Origin of the sequence: Bradyrhizobium sp. WSM3983 (genome assembly GCF_000473045.1) — a bacterium.
In the GTDB taxonomy this organism is placed as follows: domain Bacteria; phylum Pseudomonadota; class Alphaproteobacteria; order Rhizobiales; family Xanthobacteraceae; genus Bradyrhizobium.
The window spans coordinates 59,747-81,677 of sequence record NZ_AXAY01000003.1 but is presented as its reverse complement, the minus strand read 5'-3'; the positions used below and the strand labels follow the sequence as shown (position 1 = coordinate 81,677).

18 protein-coding genes are annotated in these 21,931 nt (G+C 63.8%); 14 read left to right on the top strand and 4 right to left on the bottom strand.

Annotated features, from left to right (window positions below; translation table 11 throughout):
- The first annotated feature begins 209 nt into the window (after positions 1–209).
- From YUA_RS0105510 to YUA_RS0105450, 13 genes are all read left to right on the top strand, one after another.
- On the top strand, positions 210–761 hold the full coding sequence (locus tag YUA_RS0105510) for an NADPH-dependent FMN reductase (protein WP_027529775.1): 552 nt from the start codon (positions 210–212) through the stop codon (positions 759–761).
- A gap of 191 nt (positions 762–952) precedes the next feature.
- A complete protein-coding gene (locus YUA_RS0105505; RefSeq protein ID WP_027529774.1) occupies positions 953–1,270 on the top strand; it encodes a septum formation initiator family protein in 318 nt (105 codons plus the stop codon).
- 201 nt (positions 1,271–1,471) lie between these two features.
- Positions 1,472–2,431, top strand: a complete 960-nt coding sequence (locus tag YUA_RS0105500; protein WP_027529773.1) for a GAF domain-containing protein — start codon at positions 1,472–1,474, stop codon at positions 2,429–2,431.
- Between the two features lie 150 nt (positions 2,432–2,581).
- Positions 2,582–4,081 (top strand): aldehyde dehydrogenase, encoded by a 1,500-nt coding sequence (gene adh, locus YUA_RS0105495; protein ID WP_027529772.1) that lies wholly within the window; start codon positions 2,582–2,584, stop codon positions 4,079–4,081.
- 190 nt (positions 4,082–4,271) lie between these two features.
- Positions 4,272–5,654, top strand: a complete 1,383-nt coding sequence (locus tag YUA_RS0105490) for a glycerophosphodiester phosphodiesterase family protein (protein ID WP_035970536.1) — start codon at positions 4,272–4,274, stop codon at positions 5,652–5,654.
- A 169-nt stretch (positions 5,655–5,823) separates the two neighbouring features.
- A complete protein-coding gene (gene pdhA, locus YUA_RS0105485; protein WP_027529770.1) occupies positions 5,824–6,846 on the top strand; it encodes a pyruvate dehydrogenase (acetyl-transferring) E1 component subunit alpha in 1,023 nt (340 codons plus the stop codon).
- Between the two features lie 30 nt (positions 6,847–6,876).
- Positions 6,877–8,262, top strand: a complete 1,386-nt coding sequence (locus YUA_RS0105480) for a pyruvate dehydrogenase complex E1 component subunit beta (protein ID WP_027529769.1) — start codon at positions 6,877–6,879, stop codon at positions 8,260–8,262.
- 3 nt (positions 8,263–8,265) lie between these two features.
- Positions 8,266–8,568 (top strand): DUF5076 domain-containing protein, encoded by a 303-nt coding sequence (locus YUA_RS0105475; protein WP_027529768.1) that lies wholly within the window; start codon positions 8,266–8,268, stop codon positions 8,566–8,568.
- A 2-nt stretch (positions 8,569–8,570) separates the two neighbouring features.
- Entirely contained in the window at positions 8,571–9,023 is a 453-nt protein-coding gene (locus YUA_RS0105470) for a nucleoside deaminase (RefSeq protein WP_027529767.1), read from the top strand.
- A gap of 63 nt (positions 9,024–9,086) precedes the next feature.
- Positions 9,087–10,439, top strand: coding sequence for a pyruvate dehydrogenase complex dihydrolipoamide acetyltransferase (locus YUA_RS0105465; RefSeq protein ID WP_027529766.1), 1,353 nt, complete (start codon positions 9,087–9,089; stop codon positions 10,437–10,439).
- A gap of 133 nt (positions 10,440–10,572) precedes the next feature.
- Positions 10,573–11,994: a dihydrolipoyl dehydrogenase gene (lpdA, locus tag YUA_RS0105460; RefSeq protein WP_027529765.1), complete on the top strand. Its 1,422-nt coding sequence runs from the start codon at positions 10,573–10,575 to the stop codon at positions 11,992–11,994.
- A gap of 134 nt (positions 11,995–12,128) precedes the next feature.
- The gene (locus YUA_RS0105455; protein WP_027529764.1) at positions 12,129–13,370 is read left to right on the top strand and encodes a threonine synthase; all 1,242 of its coding nucleotides are present in this window, start codon (positions 12,129–12,131) and stop codon (positions 13,368–13,370) included.
- 171 nt (positions 13,371–13,541) lie between these two features.
- Positions 13,542–14,513 (top strand): tripartite tricarboxylate transporter substrate binding protein BugD, encoded by a 972-nt coding sequence (locus YUA_RS0105450; protein WP_027529763.1) that lies wholly within the window; start codon positions 13,542–13,544, stop codon positions 14,511–14,513.
- On the opposite strand, the gene YUA_RS0105445 is transcribed toward YUA_RS0105450, so the two are convergent.
- The 3 genes from YUA_RS0105445 to YUA_RS0105435 form a co-directional block, all read right to left on the bottom strand.
- Positions 14,500–14,883, bottom strand: a complete 384-nt coding sequence (locus YUA_RS0105445; RefSeq protein WP_027529762.1) for a response regulator transcription factor — start codon at positions 14,881–14,883, stop codon at positions 14,500–14,502. The two genes, YUA_RS0105450 and YUA_RS0105445, sit on opposite strands and share 14 nt — an antisense overlap.
- A gap of 95 nt (positions 14,884–14,978) precedes the next feature.
- Entirely contained in the window at positions 14,979–15,650 is a 672-nt protein-coding gene (locus tag YUA_RS0105440; protein WP_027529761.1) for a response regulator transcription factor, read from the bottom strand.
- A complete protein-coding gene (locus tag YUA_RS0105435; RefSeq protein WP_035970534.1) occupies positions 15,647–17,629 on the bottom strand; it encodes a PAS domain S-box protein in 1,983 nt (660 codons plus the stop codon). Before YUA_RS0105435 ends, YUA_RS0105440 begins: the two co-directional genes overlap by 4 nt.
- 1,195 nt (positions 17,630–18,824) lie before the next feature.
- Between YUA_RS0105435 and YUA_RS43525 the strand changes: the two genes are divergently transcribed.
- On the top strand, positions 18,825–19,013 hold the full coding sequence (locus YUA_RS43525) for a hypothetical protein (protein ID WP_035970532.1): 189 nt from the start codon (positions 18,825–18,827) through the stop codon (positions 19,011–19,013).
- Between the two features lie 425 nt (positions 19,014–19,438).
- On the opposite strand, the gene YUA_RS0105420 is transcribed toward YUA_RS43525, so the two are convergent.
- Positions 19,439–21,628, bottom strand: coding sequence for a lytic transglycosylase domain-containing protein (locus YUA_RS0105420; RefSeq protein ID WP_027529759.1), 2,190 nt, complete (start codon positions 21,626–21,628; stop codon positions 19,439–19,441).
- Between the last annotated feature and the right edge of the window lie 303 nt (positions 21,629–21,931).

Below are 21,931 nucleotides of genomic sequence, written 5' to 3'. Positions count from 1 at the left end.
CGTGGAATCCGACGATCTGAACCCTTTTGCAGATTTGCACGAAAGATCGGGCCGCCGCTTGGCGGCCCGATTGTTTTGGGCGACGGTTTCAGAAACACAGCGTTTCCAAATTGGATCGGTTCATGCACTTGCATCGATCAGTTCCGGTCGCTTAAGTGCCGCCCGGCACTTCTCCCTCAAGGTTTCAAGGGCAACCCAAGGAAAATCTGATGGCCTACAATATCGTCGTGATCGCCGGCAGCCTGCGCAAGGACAGCTTCTCGTTGAAGATCGCCAAGGCGCTCACCAAGCTCGCACCGGCTTCTCTCAAGCTCGAGGTCGTCACGCTCGAGGGCATCTCCTTCTTCAACCAGGATCTCGAAGGCGCGCCGCCGGCCGACTGGCTGGCCTTCCGCGAGAAGCTGCAGAAGTCCGACGGCGTCATCTTCGTCACGCCGGAATACAATCGCGCTATCCCCGGCGTGCTGAAGAATGCCATCGACGTCGGCTCGCGCCCCTATGGCAAGAGCTCGTTCAACGGCAAGCCGGTCGGCATCGTCTCCAACTCGCCGGGCCCGCTTGGTGGCGTCAGCGCCGCCAAGACGCTCCAGAACATCCTGCCGGGCATTGCCGGCCCGATCATGCAGCAGCCCGAGATCTACCTGAACGCGGTCGGCGACGCCTTCGATGCCGAAGGCAACCTGACCAAGGACTCGCTGAAGGGCGTGCTCCAAGCCTATATCGACGCCTTCGCCGCGCACGTCGGCAAACATCACGGCTGAGGCTGGGCAACCACGCGGCCGCACCGCAGGTCCTTATCCTGAGGAGATCGCGCAGCGGTCGTCTCGAAGGATGGCCGCGAGCGATACCTGGGCCTTCATGGTTCGAGACGGCCGCTATGCGGCCTCCTCACCATGAGGGTCTGGCAGCAGAGATTAGCACTCCCTTAACCAAGCTGGCCCATCTTGCCAGAATGGTTTCCCGCGCGCGCCTCAAATCGATCCTGACCGGTCTTGCCCTCTACGCGATGGCGGCGGCCATCGTCGGCTATTTCGGGGTCAACGCCTATACCGGCAAATACGGCCTCAACGCCCGCCAGGAGCTCGACCAGGAGATCATCGCGCTGACGAGCGAGCTGGCGCAGCTCAAGCGCGAGCGCGCCCGGAGCGAGCAGCGTGTCTCGCTGTTGCGCACCGAGAAGATCGACCCGGACATGCTGGATGAGCGGGCGCGGTTCCAGCTCGACTATGTCAATCCGCACGATCTCGTTCGGATGATCCCGCAGAACTAGCGTTTTCCGCAGCATTCGAAACGGCGCGCGAAAGCCGCGCCAAATTGTTCCGAAAGTCGTAGAGTTGCGACGGGACTGCCGCCTTGACGCCAGTGCGGTCGAGCAGGCATTGCTGGTCCCGGCGCGATGCTGCCGAAGGTTGACGGAGATCAATCGGGTTGTGCGAGGCGCCGCCTAGACTGCTTTCCGGAGGAAACGGTGATGGATGGGCCAATGCCCCGGCATCACGCGGCTCGTGTCGAAGCCGCCATCGCATCAGGCCAGGCGGCTCGGTCCGCGCTCGTGGCCTCGTGGCGCCGTTCGTCCCGATTGCATCATCTCGATCCCGCGGGTCGTGGCCTGCCGCTGCGGCTGAGCGAGGCCGAGCTGCGACAGGCGCGCGAGCGCATCGCACCGCTGCTTGCCGCCGCGCAAGGCGCCATGGACCGGCTCTATCAGGCCGTCGGTGCTGCCGGCTGCTGCGTGCTGCTCGCAGACGGCGAGGGCGTACCGGTCGACCGCCGCGGCACGCCGGCGGATGATGCAACATTTCAGTCCTGGGGCCTGTGGACCGGCGCGCTCTGGAGCGAGGAGCACGAAGGCACCAACGGCATCGGCACCTGCGTCGTCGAGCAGCGCCCGCTGACGATCGACCGCGACCAGCATTTCTTCACCCGCAACACGCTCCTGAGCTGCACGGCCGTCCCGATCTACGACCATGAGGCGGCCTTTGCCGGCGTGCTCGACGTCTCCTCCTGCCGCGCCGACCGCACCGACGCCTTCTCCAGCCTGATCGCGCTCGCGGCGAGCGAAGCGGCCAGGCGTATCGAAGCCGATCTGTTTCGCCGCGCCTTCGCCCATGCCCGCATCGTGCTGACGCAAGGTGCGGATGGCCAGTCCATCGGACTCGTCGCGGTCGATGCGGACGATCTCGTGATCGGCGCGACCCGCTCCGCACGCGCTGCGCTTGGGATCGTGCCGGGCAGGGCGTTGCAGCCCGCGCCCGCGGCAGACCTCCTCGGCGGCGATATTGCGCAAGACCATCTCGCCGGCGGACAGCGTGCGGTGCTGCAACGGGCGCTGCTCCGCGCCGGCGGTAACGTGTCGGCGGCCGCCAAGGCCCTCGGCGTCAGCCGCGCCACGCTGCACAGGAAACTGAAGCGGTTCGAGCTCAAGCACTGAGGGCTAGGGCCCACGACTGTCGCAGAACTGCGACAGGTCGGCCCGGTTATCGCTCCCGTCCGGGCTGACAGACATCACCTCTCGCGAGATCGTCGGCGCAAGTCGTGAACACACGACGATTTGCGCAAACATCAACATCGGGAGCGATCAATGAACAAGGTGGAATTCCTCGCCGTCACCCAAAATCCCTTCGCCGAACGCTATGACAATTTCATCGGCGGCAAATTTGTCGCGCCGATTTCGGGCAAATACTTCGACAATGCTTCGCCGGTCAACGGCCGGATCGTCTGCAAGATCGCGCGCTCCGACGCGCCGGACGTCGAGGCTGCTCTCGATGCGGCCCACGCAGCCAAGGCCGCGTGGGGACGCACCAGCGTCGCCGAGCGCGCTGCGATCCTCAATCGGATCGCCGACCGCATGGAGGAAAATCTCGAGCGCCTCGCAATCGCCGAGACCTGGGACAATGGCAAGCCGATCCGCGAGACCCGCGCCGCCGATCTGCCGCTCGCGATCGACCATTTCCGCTATTTCGCCGGCGTGGTGCGCGCCCAGGAAGGCTCGATCGGCGAGATCGACCACGACACCATCGCCTATCATTTCCACGAGCCGCTCGGCGTGGTCGGCCAGATCATTCCCTGGAACTTCCCGTTGCTGATGGCCTGCTGGAAGCTTGCGCCCGCGCTTGCCGCCGGCAATTGTGTCGTGCTCAAGCCGGCCGAGCAGACGCCGGCCTCGATCATGGTCTGGGCCGAGATCATCGGCGACCTCTTGCCGCCCGGCGTGCTCAACATCGTCAACGGCTTTGGCCTGGAGGCCGGCAAGCCGCTCGCATCCAGCCCGCGCATCGCCAAGATCGCTTTCACCGGCGAGACCACGACGGGCCGGCTGATCATGCAATATGCCAGCCAGAACCTCATTCCGGTCACGCTGGAGCTCGGCGGCAAGTCGCCGAACATCTTCTTCAACGACGTCACTGCGGAGGACGACGATTTCTTCGACAAGGCGATCGAGGGTTTTGTCATGTTCGCGCTGAACCAGGGCGAGGTCTGCACCTGTCCGAGCCGCGCGCTGGTGCACGCGGATATCTATGATCGCTTCATGGAGCGGGCGCTGAAGCGCGTCGCCGCCATCAAGCAGGGCGATCCGCGCGCGCCCGACACCATGATCGGTGCGCAGGCCTCCAGCGATCAGCTGGAGAAGATCCTCTCCTACATCGACATCGGCAAGCAGGAGGGCGCCAGGGTGCTGGCGGGCGGTGCGCGCGCCGACCTCACGGGCGATCTCGCTGGCGGATTCTACGTCCAGCCCACGGTGTTCGAAGGCCACAACAAGATGCGGATCTTCCAGGAGGAGATTTTTGGTCCCGTCGTCTCGGTTACGACCTTCAAGACGGACGACGAGGCGCTCGCGATCGCCAACGACACGCTTTACGGCTTAGGGGCCGGCGTCTGGAGCCGCGATGCCAATCGCTGCTACCGCTTCGGCCGGGTCTGGACCAACTGCTACCACGCCTATCCCGCCCATGCCGCGTTCGGCGGCTACAAGCAGTCCGGCGTCGGGCGCGAGACCCACAAGATGATGCTGGATCACTACCAGCAGACCAAGAATCTCCTGGTCAGCTACAGCCCGAAGAAGCTGGGCTTCTTCTGACCGGCAAGTTCTTATCGGCAAGTTCTTATCGAAAAGTTCTGATCGGGAAGGCACAGGCGGCGTCATCGCGGCGCCGCCTGTGTACATCGGTTACCGCTCGCCCCGCTGTCATCCGTCTGTCAGACAATTGAGACAAGACGACAGCCCGATCGCCACGACGCGATGCCAGGCAAAAGACGGAGGCGCGGCCATGACGACCAATCCCTTGCAGCGGAAGGTGCATGTCGGCGCGATTCTGCTCGGCGTGGCAGCCCTGGCGTTGCTTGCGCCGTCGATGGCGTTCGCGCAGACGGCGCCATCAGGCGCAAAACCCTTCCTGACCGTCGACGGAAAGGCGCCGCTGATCCTCGGCCATCGCGGTGTGCCGGGATTGGTGCCTGAGGAGACCGAGGCCTCGTATGATCTCGCAGCTGCCCTCGGAACCGACGCGCTCGAAGAGGACCTTCACCTCACCAAGGACTGCGTCCTGGTTGCGCGTCACAACCCCTGGCTCGCCGACAACACCAATGTGGCAGAGGTGGCGAAGACCAATGCGGCGGTCGCGGCCCGCAAGCGCACGGCGCCCGGCGTGCGCGTCAAGGCGCCGGCTGCCACCGGCGTGCCAGCAGACTACCTCACGGACCTCACCGATCCGGCCGATCCCAAATCGGTGCTGAAGTCATTGATCGTCGACGGCGAGGATCACACCAACGACTGGTCGATCACCGATTTCACCATGGCCGAGCTGAAGGAGTGGATCGGCGGCACCACCTACGATGCAGCCAATGAGCGGCCGAAAATCTTCAACGGCAAATTCGCGGTCATCAGCTTCCAGGACGTCCTCGACATCGCCAAGGCGAAGAGCAAGGAGACGGGGCGGTCCATCCTGGTCTACCCCGAAACCAAGAACCCGACCTGGAACAATGCCCAAGCCATCGCCAATGGCTGCGGCGCGCCCGGCAGCCGTCCGCTCGAGGATGCCCTGATCAAGATCATCAAGGACAACGGCCTCAACACCAAGGACGCGCCGATCCTGGTCCAGAGCTTCGAGCCCGGCAGCCTGAAATATATGCGCAGCCATGGACTGGAGACGCGCCAGGTCCAGCTCGTCGACGGCAACGGCATCGACTTCAAGACCGGCAAGGTCCTGCTCAACAACATCACCAATTCCCGTCCGTTCGACTGGACGGTTGCGGGCGATACGCGCCTGTACGATGCGATGCTAACCCCTGTGGGCCTTGCCGAGATCAAGACCTATGCCGACGGCATCGGTCCGTGGAAGGCCTATATCGTTCCGCTCAAGATCGCGCCGTGGAAGGACCCCAATGCCGATGGCACGCCCTACAAGGGATCGACGCCGGAGGCATCGACGCAGGAGGCGACCAGCCTGATTGCCGACGCGCACAAGCTCGGCCTGTTCGTGCACGTCTTCACGTTCCGGAACGAGAGGAAATATCTCGCGGCCGACTATCACGCCGATCCGGCCCAGGAATATCTCAAATTCTTCCATCTCGGCGTCGATGGGGTCTTCACCGACTTCACGCATACCGGCGTTGCCGCCCGCGCAGCATACTTGCGAGAGCTCGGCTGGTGAGCCGAGCATTGCGAAAGCCGAATGTTGCCTGATCAAGCCTAAAGGTTTTGCAAAATTTCGGCCACGTTGCAGTGCGGCATAATGAAAGTCGTGCCATGTCGCTGCGGTGCTTTCACACGCGATTGAGTTGGGTTAGAGAGGGCTTAGTTTTCTCTGACCCGGAATTCCCATGGCCGCCCCCAAGAAAGCCGCCGCAAGCAGCCCGCAAGACAAGACCAACGGCGGTTCGCCCCCGGAATTCACCAAGGAACAGGAGCTGAAGGCGCTCCGCGACATGCTCCTGATCCGGCGATTCGAGGAGAAGGCCGGCCAGCTCTACGGCATGGGCGCGATCGGCGGCTTCTGCCACCTCTATATCGGCCAGGAGGCCGTGGTGGTCGGGATGCAGATGGCCCTGAAGGAGGGCGATCAGGTCATCACCGGCTATCGCGACCACGGGCATATGCTTGCCACCGGCATGGAGGCTAACGGCGTCATGGCCGAGCTCACGGGACGCCGCGGCGGCTATTCCAAGGGCAAGGGCGGCTCCATGCACATGTTCAGCAAGGAGAAGCATTTTTACGGCGGCCACGGCATCGTCGGTGCGCAGGTCTCGCTCGGCACCGGTCTCGCCTTTGCCAACAATTATCGCGGCAACGGCAATGTCAGCGTCACCTATTTCGGCGACGGTGCGGCCAACCAGGGCCAGGTCTATGAGAGCTTCAACATGGCGGAGCTCTGGAAGCTGCCGGTGATCTACGTCATCGAGAACAACCGCTACGCCATGGGCACCTCGGTCTCGCGCGCTTCGGCGCAGCAGGATTTCTCCAAGCGCGGTGCGTCCTTCAACATCCCCGGCATGCAGGTCGACGGCATGGACGTCCGCGCCGTGAAGGCTGCCGGCGACGAGGCCGCCGCCTGGTGCCGCTCCGGCAAAGGGCCGATGATCCTGGAGATGCAGACCTACCGCTATCGCGGCCACTCGATGTCTGACCCGGCCAAGTACAGAACGCGCGAGGAGGTCGAGAAGGTCCGCCACGACCAGGACCCGATCGAGCAGGTGCGCAACCGTCTGCTCGCGGCGAAGGTGAGCGAGCAGGACCTCAAGGCGATCGACGCCGAGGTGCGCGACATCGTCAATGCGTCCGCCGACTTTGCCCAGCATGATCCCGAGCCGGATGCCGCCGAGCTCTGGACCGATGTTTATCGCTAAAACGCGCGCAAGCTTTCTTTTGGAGTCGATATGCCAATTCAAGTGCTGATGCCCGCGTTGTCGCCCACGATGGAAAAGGGCAACCTCGCCAAATGGCTGAAAAAAGAGGGCGAGACGATCAAGTCGGGCGACGTGATCGCCGAGATCGAGACCGACAAGGCCACCATGGAGGTCGAGGCGACCGATGAAGGCACGCTCGGCAAGATCCTGATCGCCGAGGGCACCGCCGACGTTCCCGTGAACACGCCGATTGCGACCATTCTTGCCGACGGCGAGAGCGCCGCCGATCTTGCAAAGGCACCCGCGGCCAAGCAGGAGAAGGCTGCGGAGTCCGCAGCTCCCGCCGCTGCGAAGGCCGAGGCACCCGCGCCGAAGCCTGCGCCTGCGCTGCAGGCTGTCGCCGAGCCCGATCCGGAAGTGCCTGCTGGCACCGAGATGGTCACCCAGACCATCCGCGAAGCGTTGCGCGACGCCATGGCCGAAGAGATGCGCCGTGATCCGGATGTCTTCGTGATGGGCGAGGAGGTCGCCGAATATCAGGGCGCCTACAAGGTGACCCAGGGCCTGCTCCAGGAATTTGGCGCCAGGCGCGTCATCGACACGCCGATCACCGAGCACGGCTTTGCCGGTGTCGGCGTCGGCGCGGCGATGACAGGGCTGAAGCCGATCGTCGAGTTCATGACCTTCAACTTCGCCATGCAGGCGATCGACCAGATCATCAACTCCGCGGCCAAGACGCTCTACATGTCCGGCGGCCAGATGGGCTGCTCGATCGTGTTCCGCGGGCCCAACGGCGCGGCTGCGCGCGTCGCCGCCCAGCACAGCCAGGATTATTCGTCCTGGTACTCGAACATTCCGGGCCTCAAGGTCGTCGCACCGTTCTCGGCCGCTGACTACAAGGGCCTGCTCAAGGCCGCAATCCGCGATCCCAATCCGGTGATCTTCCTCGAGAACGAGGTGCTCTACGGCCATACCGGCGAAGTGCCGAAGCTCGACGACTTCGTGATCCCGATCGGCAAGGCACGCATCGTGCGCTCCGGCAGCCATGTCAGCATCATCTCCTGGTCGAACGGCATGACCTATGCGCTGAAGGCCGCTGACGAACTCGCCAAGGACGGCATCGAGGCCGAGGTGATCGACCTGCGCACGCTGCGACCGATGGACACCGAGACCATCATCAACTCGGTGAGGAAAACGGGGCGTGCCGTCACGGTGGAAGAGGGCTGGGCCCAGAGCGGCGTCGGCGCCGAGATCGCCGCGCGCATCATGGAGAACGCCTTCGACTATCTGGATGCGCCGGTAGCGCGCGTGTCCGGCAAGGACGTGCCGATGCCCTATGCCGCAAACCTCGAGAAGCTCGCGCTGCCGACGGTCGCCGAAGTCGTCGAGGCCGCCAAAGCGGTCTGCTACAGGTAGACCATGGCGGGCCCGAAGGAGCAGCCATTGCCACCCGACGTTCTCGCCCGCGATGATGCGGTCGAGATTCTGCGCGTGTTCGTGCTGGACGGCGGGCTGTCGATGGCGTTCCAGCGGGCCTTCGAGGAGCCCGACATGTGGGGCCTGCTGCTGGTCGATCTCGCCCGCCACGCCGCGCGCGCCTATGCGCGCGAGAGCGAATATACCGAAGAGGACGCGCTGAACCGGATCCTGGAGATGTTCCAGGCGGAGATCGAGCGTCCGACCGACACTGGCACCACGACGCCGCGCGGGAAGGGACACTGACCGTGGCCGTCGAAGCTTACCATTTCGATTTCATGCTGGAGGCGATCCGCGAGGCGCAGGACTCGATCTCGCAAGGCGGATTGCCGATCGGTGCCGTGCTGACGCGCGACAACAAGATCATCGCGCGTGGTCACAACAACCGCGTGCAGGAGAACAATCCGATCCTTCATGGCGAGATGAGCTGCCTGCGCGAAGCCGGCGCGATCTCGTTCCACGACACCGTCATGTACACCACGCTGTCGCCATGCTCGATGTGTGCCGGCGCGCTCGCCTTGTTCAAGGTTCAACTGGTGGTGATCGGGGAATCCGTCACCTTCGAGGGATCCAAGGACATCCTCGACAAGTTCGGAATCCCCTGGATCGATCTTGCCGACGACCGCTCCATCACCATGATGAAGAACTGGCGTTCCATCCCCGCCAATGAGCGCCTGTGGCAAGGCGACATCGGCAACTAAACCTGGTCTGTTCGTCCTCGCTTCCGGGGACGGCATTTTTGAGAAGTTCTTCGTGAGGTCAGCATGCCCATCAACATCCTGATGCCCGCTCTTTCGCCGACGATGGAGAAGGGCAACCTCGCCAAGTGGCTGAAGAAGGAAGGCGACAAGGTCAAATCCGGCGATGTCATCGCCGAGATCGAGACCGACAAGGCCACCATGGAGGTCGAGGCCATCGACGAGGGGACGATCGCCAGGATCCTGGTGCCCGAGGGCACGCAGGACGTGCCGGTCAACGACGTGATCGCGGTACTCGCTGGCGAGGGCGAGGACGTGAAGGCCGCAGGTAGCGTCAAGCCCAGCGCCTCGGCCGCGCCGCCCAAGGCCGCTGAAGCTCCCGCTGCTGCACCGGCTCCAGCGCCGGCCGCACCGAAGGCTGTACCGCCGGCGGCCGCTGCCCCGGCATCGCAAGCTGCGGCACCCGCCGCGCAGAGTAACGGCCATGCCGGCCGCGTGTTCTCATCGCCGCTGGCGCGCCGCATCGCCAAGGAAGCCGGCATCGATGTCGGGATGGTCACCGGCACCGGCCCGCATGGCCGCGTGGTTGCGCGCGACGTCGAGCAGGCCAAGTCCGGCAAGGGCCTCAAAGCGCCCGCCGCGGCACCGTCCGCTGGTGCGCCCTCGATCGCACCGACCATGTCGGACAAGCAGATCCTGTCGCTGTTCGAGCCGGGTTCTTATGACATCGTCCCGCATGACGGCATGCGCCGCACCATTGCGCAGCGCCTGACGGCATCGATCCAGAACGTCCCGCACTTCTACCTGACCATCGACTGCGACATCGGCAAGCTGCTCGCCGCGCGCGAGGAGATCAACGCCGCCGCGCCGAAGGACAAGGAGAAGAAGCCGCTCTACAAGATCTCGGTCAACGACTTCGTCATCAAGGCGATGGCGGTCGCGCTGCAGAAGATCCCGAACTGCAACGTCAGCTGGACCGAGAGCGGCATGGTCAAGCACCATCATTCCGACGTCGGTGTTGCCGTGGCGATGCCCGGCGGCCTGATCACGCCGATCATCCGCAAGGCCGAGACCAAGACGCTGTCGACCATCTCCAACGAGATGAAGGATTTTGCGGCGCGTGCTCGCACGCGCAAGCTGAAGCCGGAAGAGTACCAGGGCGGCACCACCGCGGTGTCCAACCTCGGCATGTTCGGCATCAAGGATTTCACTGCCGTGATCAACCCGCCGCATGCCACGATCCTCGCGGTTGGCACCAGCGAGGAGCGCCCCGTCGTGCGCGGCGGCAAGATCGAAATCGCGCAGATGATGAGCGTGACGCTGTCCTGCGATCACCGCGCCATCGATGGCGCGCTCGGCGCCGAGCTGATCGGCGCGTTCAAGCAGCTGATCGAAAACCCCGTCATGATGATGGTGTGAGCCGCGAACGGTGCATACGTAGGGTGGGCAAAGGCGCGAAACGCGCCGTGCCCACCTTATTTTATAGCGTTGGAAGGCGGTGGGCACGCTTCGCTTTGCCCACCCTACGAAGTTCAGTTGAATGGGAGCCGCAATGGCCGACACATCCTTCGACGTCATCATTATCGGCTCCGGCCCCGGCGGCTATGTCACCGCGATCCGCGCCGCCCAGCTTGGCTTGAAGACCGCGATCGTCGAGAAATCCTATCTCGGCGGCATCTGCCTGAACTGGGGCTGCATTCCGACGAAAGCGCTGCTGCGTTCGGCCGAGATCTATCACTACATGCAGCACGCCAAGGATTACGGCCTGTCGGCCGATAACGTCTCGTTCGACCCGAAGGCGGTGGTGCAGCGCTCGCGCGGCGTCTCAAAGCGGCTCAATGACGGCGTCGGGTTCCTGATGAAGAAGAACAAGGTCAGCGTGATCTGGGGCGCCGCCTCGATCGATGCGCCCGGCAAGGTCACGGTGAAGAAGTCCGACGTCGAGGGACCGAAAGGTGCTCTGGGCGAGGGGAGCTATCAGGCCAAGCACATCATCGTCGCCACCGGCGCGCGACCGCGTGTGCTGCCGGGGCTCGAGCCCGACAAGAAGCTGATCTGGACCTATTTTGAGGCGATGGTGCCGGAGAAGATGCCGAAGTCGCTGCTGGTGGTCGGCTCGGGCGCGATCGGCATCGAGTTCGCCTCGTTCTTCCACACCATGGGTTCTGATGTCACCGTGGTCGAGGTGCTGCCGCAGATCCTGCCCGTTGAGGACGCCGAGATCGCGGGCCTCGCCCGCAAGCGCCTGGAGAAGCAGGGCATCAAGATCATGTCCTCGACCAAGGTGACCAAGCTCGAGAAGAAGGCCGACAGCGTCGTCGCCACCATCGACGACGGCAAGGGCAAGCCCGTCAACACCGAATTCGAGCGCGTGATCTCGGCCGTCGGCGTGGTCGGCAACATCGAGAATCTCGGCCTCGAAAAGCTCGGCGTGAAGACCGATCGCGGCTGCATCGTCATCGACGGCTACGGCAAGACCAACGTCCCCGGCATCTATGCCATCGGCGACGTCGCCGGTCCCCCGATGCTGGCGCACAAGGCCGAGCATGAAGGCGTGGTTTGTGTCGAAGCGATCAAGGGGCTGCATCCGCACCCCATGGACAAGAACCTGATTCCGGGCTGCACCTATTGCCAGCCGCAAGTTGCCTCGGTCGGTCTCACCGAAGCCAAGGCGAAAGAGAACGGACGCGAGATCCGCGTCGGCCGCTTCCCCTTCGTCGGCAACGGCAAGGCGATCGCGCTTGGCGAAGACCAGGGCCTGGTCAAGGTGATCTTCGACAAGAAGACCGGCCAGTTGCTCGGCGCCCACATGGTCGGTGCTGAAGTGACCGAATTGATCCAGGGCTACGTCGTCGCCATGAATCTGGAGACCACGGAAGAAGAGCTGATGCACACGGTATTCCCGCATCCGACCCTGTCGGAGATGATGAAGGAAGCCGTGCTGGATGCCTATGGAAGGGTGTTGAATATTTGACGGGAGAACGCGGCGCTGTCCCCGACCCGTCATCCTGAGGTGCGAGCAAAGCGTTGCGCGCAACACTGAACGAGCCTCGAAGGGTGACGGGGCAGGCAGTCAAACACGCTAGAAAAAGAAAGAGGGCCAACCCCATGCACGACAACGACAACCTCACCATCGAACGGCCAACCTTCGTCACGCATCTCGAATGCGCGATGGAAGGCGATCACTACGGGGCCGACCAGGTCCACAATCTCTCCAAGGCCGGCAAGCCGCTGCTGGTGCGTTACGACCTCGCCGGCGTGAAGAAGGCGCTGACCAAGGACGCGCTAAGCCAGCGCCCCGCCGACATGTGGCGCTATCGCGAACTGCTGCCGGTGCGCAAATGCAAAGACATCGTTTCGCTCGGTGAAGTTACCACACCGCTGATCCGGCTGCCGAAGCTCGGCAAGAAGCTCGACGGCGGCGAAATCATCGTGAAGGATGAGGGACGCCTGCCGACCGGCTCGTTCAAGGCGCGCGGCCTGGTGATGGCGGTGTCGATGGGCAAGGCGCTCGGCATCAAGCACATGGCGATGCCGACCAACGGCAATGCCGGTGCGGCGCTTGCGGCCTATGCCACGTCCTGCGGCATCAAGACCACGATCTTCTGCCCCGCCGATACGCCGGAGGTCAATGTCAGCGAGATCGAGCTGCAGGGCGCGACCGTCTACCGCGTCAACGGCTATATCGACGATTGCGGAAAGATCGTCGGCGAAGGAAAAGCAAAAGTCGGCTGGTTCGACACCTCGACACTGAAGGAGCCGTACCGCATCGAAGGCAAGAAGACGATGGGTCTCGAGCTTGCCGAGCAGCTCGGCTGGGACGTGCCCGACGTGATCTTCTATCCGACCGGCGGCGGCACCGGCCTGATCGGCATGTGGAAGGCTTTTGACGAGCTCGAGAAGATCGGCTTCATCGGCTCAAAGCGTCCGCGCATGGTCGCGGTACAGGCCTCCGGCTGCGCGCCGATGGTGCGGGCCTATGAAGCCGGCACCGAGCATGCGACGCGCTGGGAGGACGCCCACACCATCGCGTCGGGCATCCGCGTGCCGCAGGCGATCGGCGATTTCCTGATCCTGCGCGCCGTGCGCGAGAGCAAGGGTTTTGCCATTGCGGTCGACGACGACAAGATCTCGGCGGCGCTGAACGAGGTCGCGCGCGAGGAGGGGCTGCTGCTGTGCCCGGAGGGCGCCGCGACCTACGCCGCCTACAAGGAAAGCCTCGCCGACGGCCGCGTCAGCAAGACCGACCGCGTGATGCTGTTCAACTGCGCGACCGGCCTGAAATACCCGCTGCCGCCGGTCACCCGCACGCTCGATCGCCACAAGCCGATTGACTACACGCAGTTCTAGATCGTCTCCTTCGCCCCGCTTGCGGGGAGGGGGGAGTCTCCGCGGAGACGGTGGAAGTTGGATTTGCGGAGAGTCCCCCGTCACCCTAAATCCGCGCTACGCGCGAATTCCGACCTCTCCCCGCAAGCGGGGAGAGGTGAAAGGAACAAGAACATCGTCGGGGAGACCACAATGAAGAAGGCCATCTGGGCCGGGCTGTTCGGTATTCTCGCTCTCACCGGCGCCGCGCGCGCCGACGATTATCCGACACACCCCATCACCATCATCGTTCCCTTCGCGGCCGGCGGCCCGTCGGATGCGATGGCGCGCGTGCTCGCTGAGCGGATGCGGGTGTCGCTCGGCCAGCCCCTGGTGATCGAGAACGTCACCGGTGCCGGCGGCTCGATCGGCGTCGGCCGTGCCGTGCATTCGGCGCCGGACGGCTACACCATCTCCTTCGGCCATCTCGGCACCCACGTCGCCAACGGCGCCGTCTACAAGCTCAATTATGACCTCGTCGCCGATCTCGAACCGGTGGTGCTGCTGCCGAGCAACCCGATGATCGTGGTCAGCAAGAACGCGGTGCCAGCGACGTCTCTGAAAGAGTTGCTGGAATGGCTGAAATCGCGGCCGTCGCCGCCGACGGCCGGCACGGCCGGGGCCGGCTCCGGCAGCCACATCGCCGGCGTCTATTTCGAGAGCGTCTCCGGTATCAAGCTGCAATACGTGCCGTATCGCGGCACAGCGCCCGCGCTGAACGATCTGATCGCCGGCCAGATCGACGTCATCGTCGACCAGACCTCCAACTCCATCAACCAGGTCCGCGCCGGTACCATCCGCGCCTACGCCATCACCGACGACAAGCGCCTGGCCTCGGCGCCAGACATCCCGACTGCGGATGAAGCGGGCCTGAAGGGCTTCAACATGACGCTGTGGTCGGGCCTGTGGGTGCCGAAGGGCACGCCGAAGGAGATCGTCACCAAGCTCAATGCGGCCGCCGTGGAAGCACTGAACGATCCCGCCGTGAAGAAGCAGCTCGAAAGCCAGGGCCTGGAGATGACGCCCAAGGATCAGTTCACCCCGGAGGCGCTCGGTGCGCGGCAGAAAGCAGAGATCGCCAAATGGTGGCCGATCATCAAGGCAGCGAACATCAAGGTGGAGTGAAGCGCGCGGCCAGCGCCCGCTCCAGGCATTGGATCAACTCTGCGGTGGCGAACGGCTTGCCGAGAAAACAGATTGCCCCGGCTTTGAGCGCACGCATACGAACGCTCTCATCCGGGAAAGCTGTGATCAAGATGAACGGCGCAGCCGAACCCTGCGCGCGCATCTGCGTCAACAGATCGATTCCAGTCTTAATCGGCATCTGCACGTCGGCGACGATGCAGGAGGTAAGGCTGGAGTCGGTCGAGCTCAAGAATTCTTCGGCGGAAGCGAATGTGTGGACGATATACCCGCGCGATTCCAGGAGATTGTTGATCGCCGCCCGCACATAGGGGTCATCGTCAAGCACCGAAATGACCGAAGCCGCTGACAAGACGTCTGCTCCTCGCCCGGGATTACGCTTGCCGTCGCTACGGCCCAACCTAAGAACGCAAGATGGACCTGCCACTCACCGTTGCAAACTCATACTTAGGTTTGTGCGTCGGACCGGCTGGGCCGAATCCCGAGCGCCTCACTCATTCTCACGAGGTCGGCCAGGGACTTCGCGCCCATTTTGCGCATGATGTTGCCGCGATAGATCTTGACGGTGATTTCCGCCAATCCGAGTTGGGCGGCCACTTGCTTGTTCATCAGACCGGATGTCACCAGTGCCAATACGTCCCGCTCCCGCGAGCTGAGCGACTCGAAGCGTGATCTGACGTTCAAGACCGTCTTATTGAAATCTCGACGCTTGCGGTCTCGCTCGATCGCGGCCTGGACTGCGTCCAGGATGTCCTGGTCGCGGACCGGCTTGGTCAGGAAATCGATCGCGCCGCCTTTCATGGCCCGAACGGTCATGGGAATATCGGCGTGACCGGTAATGAAGATGATAGGCGTGTGGATATCTGCCTTGGCAAGATCGGACTGCAGGTCAAGGCCGCTGGCTCCGGGCAGGCGGATGTCGAGCACGAGGCAACTGGGCACTTGTGGCGGCTTGGCATGGAGCAGCTGCGGCGCCGAGCCGAACGCTTCGACCTTGAGGCCGACCGACTCGAAAAGGTTGGTGAGCGCACGGCGCATGGAGGCGTCGTCGTCGACGATGAAGACGATCGGCTGATCGGCGTTCTCCTGCGGCGGTGAAGGCTCCAAGCGCTCGGTCACGATGCTTCCTCGCGATGGAGGGGCAGGGTGATCTGAAAAGTCGCGCCGCCCGACTGGTTCGGAGCGGCGGAAAGTCGTCCGCCATGGGTCTCGATAATGGAGCGGCAGATCGACAGCCCCATGCCCATGCCGCCGGACTTCGTGGTGAAGAACGGCGTGAACAGGCGGTCTATCGCCTGTTCATCGATGCCAACGCCGCAGTCGGCGACGCTCACCAGCATCGCGCCCTCGCCATCCGCTGCTGAGCGGATCGCCAGCTCGCGCGGGCGGTCATGGACGTCTTCCATGGCCTCGATCCCGTTCATGATCAGGTTGATCAGGACCTGCTGCAGTTGGATCCGATCGCCAAAGATTTTGGGCATGGCCGACGATAGCTCCATTCGCACCGACACGGCGTGGCTGGCCATCTCGCGCTGTACGAGCGCGACGGCCTCGCGCACGACCAAGTTTGCGTCGAGCGGAACCATCTCGATTTCGGTCCGTTTGGCGAGCGCCCGAACGTGACGGATCACGTCGCTGGCACGCTTGCCGTCCTCGATGATCCACTCCACGGAGCGGCCCGCCGCCTTGAGATCTGGCGGACTGCGCTGCAGCCACGCAAGGCAGGCGTCGGCGTTTGCGATCACTGCAGCGAGGGGCTGGTTGATTTCATGCGCGATTGAAGCGGTCAGTTCGCCCAGTGTCGTGACGCGCGTAACATGGGCGAGCTCGGCCTGGGCCTTGCGCAACGCGTCTTCGGCCTGATCGGCCCGGATGGCCGCGGTCACGTCGGTGCAGACGCCACGATAGCCCAGAAAATTCCCGTTGGCATCGAAGAACGGCTTGCCGCTGGTCCGGACATAGATCGGCTGCCCGTTGCGGTCCTTGCTGCGATACACCAAGTCGCGGAACGCGGTGTGGGCGTCGAGCGCTGCCCGATGTTGTCGCCATTTTTCCGGCTCGAGATCGGCGTCCGGGGCAATGTCCCAACGGGTGAGCCCGATCAGGCCCGCGGGGGCGGTAACGGTATCGGAGTGTTCGGATATTACGGTCACGCGGTGGTCTGGCCCCGTCTCCCAGAACCAGTCAGACGCGGTTTCGGCATAGGCGCGAAAGCGCTGCTCGCTCTCACGCAGCCTGCGCTCTGCCTCTTTGGTCGCCGTGATGTCGGTCACCGATCCAACGAACTCCACGCGACCGCCGGAATCTCGCATGGCCCGGGCCACTGCTCGGACGTACTTGATGGAGCCGTCGGGCATCAGGAGCCGATATTCGTGGTCGTAGTCTTCTCCCTCGCGCGCCGCCCGACCCGTGGTCTGTTGCACCGCGAGTCGGTCCTCCGGATGGATTCGCTGGAGCATGACCGGAATCTGCGGCTTGGTCCCCTCATCGCATTGGAAGATGCGATAGGTCTCCTTGGACCATGTGATCTCGCCGGTTGCGGCCCTCCAGCCGAAACTGCCGGTGTGGCTCAATTCCTGCGCCTGGGCGAGATAAGCCTCGCTCTGTCGCAGAGCATTCTCCGCTTCCTTGCGCTCGGTGATGTTCTCGCAGGCGACCAGCACGATTGGCCCGCCATCGGCCCGCAGCATGGTCTTGGCGTTCTCGCGCACCCATAGCACCGAGCCATCCTTGCGCACCTTCCGGATCTCCCAGGTGTGGGACTGATCGACGGTCTCAAGGCACAGCGCAACGCACGCGCGGACAAAGTCGCGATCTTCCTCGAAGAAGACATCCAGCACCGATCGGCCGATCAACTCGGCGGTCGTATAGCCCAGTTGCGCGGCGCCGAACGTGTTCACGTTGATCACGGTTCCGGCCGGATCGACCATGAAGTACATGACCGGATTGTGCTCGAAGACTTGCTGCCACTGCTTGACCGCCTCGAGCAAGCCGCCATCGGGTTCGGTGCGCGGCTTAACGGTGACAGTTTGCCTGACGCAGCCGACGAGGAATTGCGCGGCTGACTTCCCGAACGTCGCTGCCCGGCCTGGCTTCATCGCAGGCGCTCCCGGCACTCTCTGCGTGAACGCGAGTAGAGCACGTTGCCGCGAGAGGAGCAATTCCGGCCTCAGTCGGATGGCCGTTATGAGGTTCGCCTTTGAACGGACCGATCGCCGCCCCGGCCATCGCGGCGCGTCAAGTCAGCCGTGCCAGCAAGGTTTTCACGGTGACCGTGCAGCCGGAGCATCGTGCGCCGTCTCGTTGAACATGAGTCAGCGCAGGAGCCCCGGGCGAGTACGGATAAACCTAGGTTTAGCTCCTTCATTCCTAATCATGTCGGCCGTTTACCTCCGTACAATTGAGCGCCTCGTGCCCGGCGGGCTAGGCTCATGTCCAATCGGGACCAGTCAGTCGCAGCGAGCGTACGAGAACCTGGTCCGAGCTTGCCGCCGGGGCGTCTTACCGACAGGCGGACAACCAAGGTCGAGGCGGCTGCAATTCTCGACGCGCAGCAGCGATCGCGGCAAGCCGCTACCCGCGCGAATTCGAAGGGAACCAACGAGCAAGAGCGCAAGCAACACAACGAGGGAGATAACAATGTGCGATACATCGGCACTTCCTGAGGGTGGCCTATCCGGGTCCAAAGGGTGCTCTTCAGCCAACGGCTGTGGGGTGTGTGGCAGCAAATTTGGTTTGATCCGCTACTACTCGTGGCGCACCGCGCTCTGCTCCAAGAAGTGTGTCGATCGCTTCCGCACACGCCGCGAACGCGACCGTCGGTGGTTGTTCCGGGCTCAGTGCGCGTGAGGCTGAATTGGAGAGGTGACATCGTTCCGAAGGTCTGATCCTGGGAGCCCGTGTCTTGAACCGCCCATGCAAGCTCTTGTGCTCGATCGTTCTCTTCTGCTCCACCGCGACGGTCCAGGCGCAGGAGACGGGACACGGCGCCGTTCATCGCGAGCACCCACCCCAGGATCAGCGGCTGCACGAAAAATTCTATTCGACCTGGCACATGCCGGACAATCCGAGCCTCAGCTGCTGCAACAGCGCTGACTGCTATCCGACCGATATCAAGTACATCGACGGCCAGATCTATGCACGGCGCAGGGAGGACGGAAGATACATTCCGGTCCCGCCGCAAAAAGTGGAACGAAACAGGGATAATCCGGACGGCCGAAACCATCTTTGCGCTCCACCACCTGCAGTGTCTCCGCTGGACAGCGTTTACTGCTTCGCTTTGGGAGGTGCCACTTGAGATTCGCGTTCGTGCTGGTGAACGGCCGGACCCCATTCCGGCAGGCGTGGTGCATGCAGTGCTGCGAGCCGATCAGCGGCAGCTATCTCCGCGAGATCGCGACCCGTCTGCCGTACTGCGATTATCAGTGCTACGCGTTGTTCTGCGAGGCCCTCGCGAACGATCGCGTGAGGGCGGCTTCATGAACTTCGTGCTGGTCAATCACGAACCCCCATCATGCGCGGCGACGTGCAGCACATGCTCGCGGTCGATCCGATCCGGCTATGTCCGGCATGTGCGGACACAGCGCCGCTACTGTGACTATGACTGCTACCGCCGAGGCGAACTCGTGACGCTGCTGATGCCGTGGTCGATGCTTGGGCGCGGAGAGCCGGCCGCCTGGAACGGCGCTGGGAACATGATCGAGATGTTGGCGGTCCTGAGTGCCGTCTCGTGCTGGAGCTGCACGACACAGATCTGGGCCTTCGCGAGAGCCTTGACCGGCGCATACTTGGACGGTCGCGATCTGATCACGACGGAAGGAGGTGACACCTGACTGCGCGACTGCACTCGCGTGGAAGCCGCAGCAACGTAACCTCACAGGCGCCGCGGCCAGCCCCGGCGGCGCCAACTAGGGAGCGGGTGCTGCGGCTGCCACGGGGGCCGCTGCGCTGATTTCCTGCGTCACTACGCGCTGGTCGCTCTTGCCCGCGACTGCACCGCTGCCCTCGAACCGTGCGCGGTACACCAGCACGTTCTCCATCACGCGCTGAACGTAGTTGCGCGTCTCCGACAGCGGGATGCGTTCGACCCAATCGACCGGATCGACCTTTGGATCTCTGGGATCGCCGTGCGCCTGCACCCATTCGCGCACCCGGCCGCGGCCGGCATTGTAGCCGGCGAAGGTCATGATCTGGCTGCCGCGATATTCCGACAGCAACGCGCTGAGCTCGGCGGCGCCCATCTGGGTGTTGTAGACGGGGTCGGAGACCATCCTGTCCCAATCATAGGTCACGCCGAAGCGCTTTGCGGTGTCGCGGCCGGCTTCCGGCGTCACCTGCATCAGGCCGACGGCATTCGCAGCCGATTTGTCGCGCTGGTCGAACGAGCTCTCGGTGCGCGCCACCGAATAGATCACGCTGGTCTCGATCGCGGGTGCGACCTGCTTATGCTCGGGGATGCCGATGGTCGGGAAGGCGTAATGGTCGAGCGCCAGTCCGCGCGCCAGCGCCGACTTGCCGACCTCCAGCATGACGCGCGCATCGTTGCGCCGGCCGGCGAGTTCCCCGAGCGCTTCGAGCGCGGCGACGTCGGTGCTCTCCTTGGAAAAATCCTCGGCGTAATAGTACACCGTGTCGCGCTCGCCGATGCCATACAGCATCTCGGCGGCGCGCACGCGATCGTCCGCGAGCGGGGCGTCGGCAGACGCCAGCACGGGCGAAGGCGGGCGCAGCTCGATGCCCTCGAGGCCGAGCCTCGCACGAGCGAGCTGGCCGTAATAGGCCGTGGGATAGCGCGCGGCGGCCCTGTAGCTCATGCGCGCGTCGGCGACTGCGCCCATCTCCTCGGCCGCACGGCCGCGCCAGTAATGTGCGCGCGACAACGCGATCGGATTGGCCGAGCCTTCGTCGATCGCGGCGAAGTGCGCCATCGCCGTCTTGGGATCGTCGAGATAGCGCAGCGCGATCCAGCCGCACATGAAGTGATAGTCGACGCGATAGACCTCCATCGCCGGCACTGCGGCCGCGCGCACCACGTCATAGGCGGTCCTGGATTTGCCCTGGTCGAGCAGTTTTCGCGCCAGCAGGCGACGCTCACGCCACCAGGCATCGGTATCCTGCGCCGCCATGGTGTCGGGCGCAGCAGCGAGGATCACTTCAGCCGCGTCGTCGATGCGGTCCTTCTGCAGATGCCATTGCGCGCGGCAGAGGACATAGCCGAGATCGCGGCGCGCGTCAGCTGACACGTCGTCGAGATAATACTTGGCCTTGTCCTCCTTGGCGTTCACCGCGGCGCAGGCCTTGACGATTGCGAGCGCATCCTCGCCGAGACGTTTTGCAGTGCGCCTTGCGCCGGCATAGTCCTTGGCGCCCAAGCGCTTGTCCATGCGGGCGCGGTGATCCTCAGCGGTGAGGAGATCGCGGAACGCTGCGTAGGAATCCTCCTCACTGCGCTCGGACAGCTCCTCCGAGCGCCAGGCCTCACGCACGAGGCGCGTGGCCCTGTCGCTGTCGTCTTCGGCGAGCAGCACGCGGGCGAGTGCGAAATTGCCTTTGGCGCTGGTTGGGCGATCCATCGTGAAGGCGTGCACGGTGGCCGCATCGCTCTTTTCCTGCCACAGCCGCGCTTCGGCGCGCCGGCGCAGCAGGGCGCTGCTCGGCCAATCCGGATTGGCGGCGAGGAATGCGGCGTAGCGCTTGAAATTCGCGGTGCTCTCGGAATGGCGCAGCATGAACCAGTCGGCGAGCTTCTGTCCGGCGGGATCGGCAATGCGGTCGCGCGCCGCAGCGGCGTCGTCGGTCTTGCCCTTGCGTGCAAGGTCGATCGCGTCCTTCAGCGCGGCAAGGTCGCCGGTCAGCGCCGGCGGCGCGGGCTTGTCCGCGGGCTCGTCGTCCTGCTTCTTCGACTTGCGCTTGGCCTCGGCGTGTTTGCCGTGCTTGCCGGATGCCGCGTGCCGCTGCTTGCCGGACTTGCTGCCGGCCTTGGCCTCATGCGTCTTCTTCGGCGATGATGATTTGCTCTTCGCTGCCAGCTCCGTCGGAAGGAGCGCAAGTGCGGCCATGGCAACGACACACGCGAGCGAGCGTAGGCACTGGTTCATTCCGTGGTCCCCCTGCGAAACCAGTACAAACCAAACTCCGCGATCGTCTGCGGCTCGAGAATCAAAACGACGTCAAAAACGGTGACACAGCATCGTTTCGGATTCCTCACGCTCCCGCAACAATGCGGCAAAATACGGATGGAGCACGGGAACCTGTGCAACGAGGGATAGAACAGAGTTTTAACCTTTGTTAACGACTGCGCCTCGCGCGACGCTTGCGGGCGGCTCTCGGCGCCAAGAACGGCTCGATTGCGCGTGTTCCCGGCCAAAATCCGGTGTATTGAGTTCCCCAGCCGTCCATTC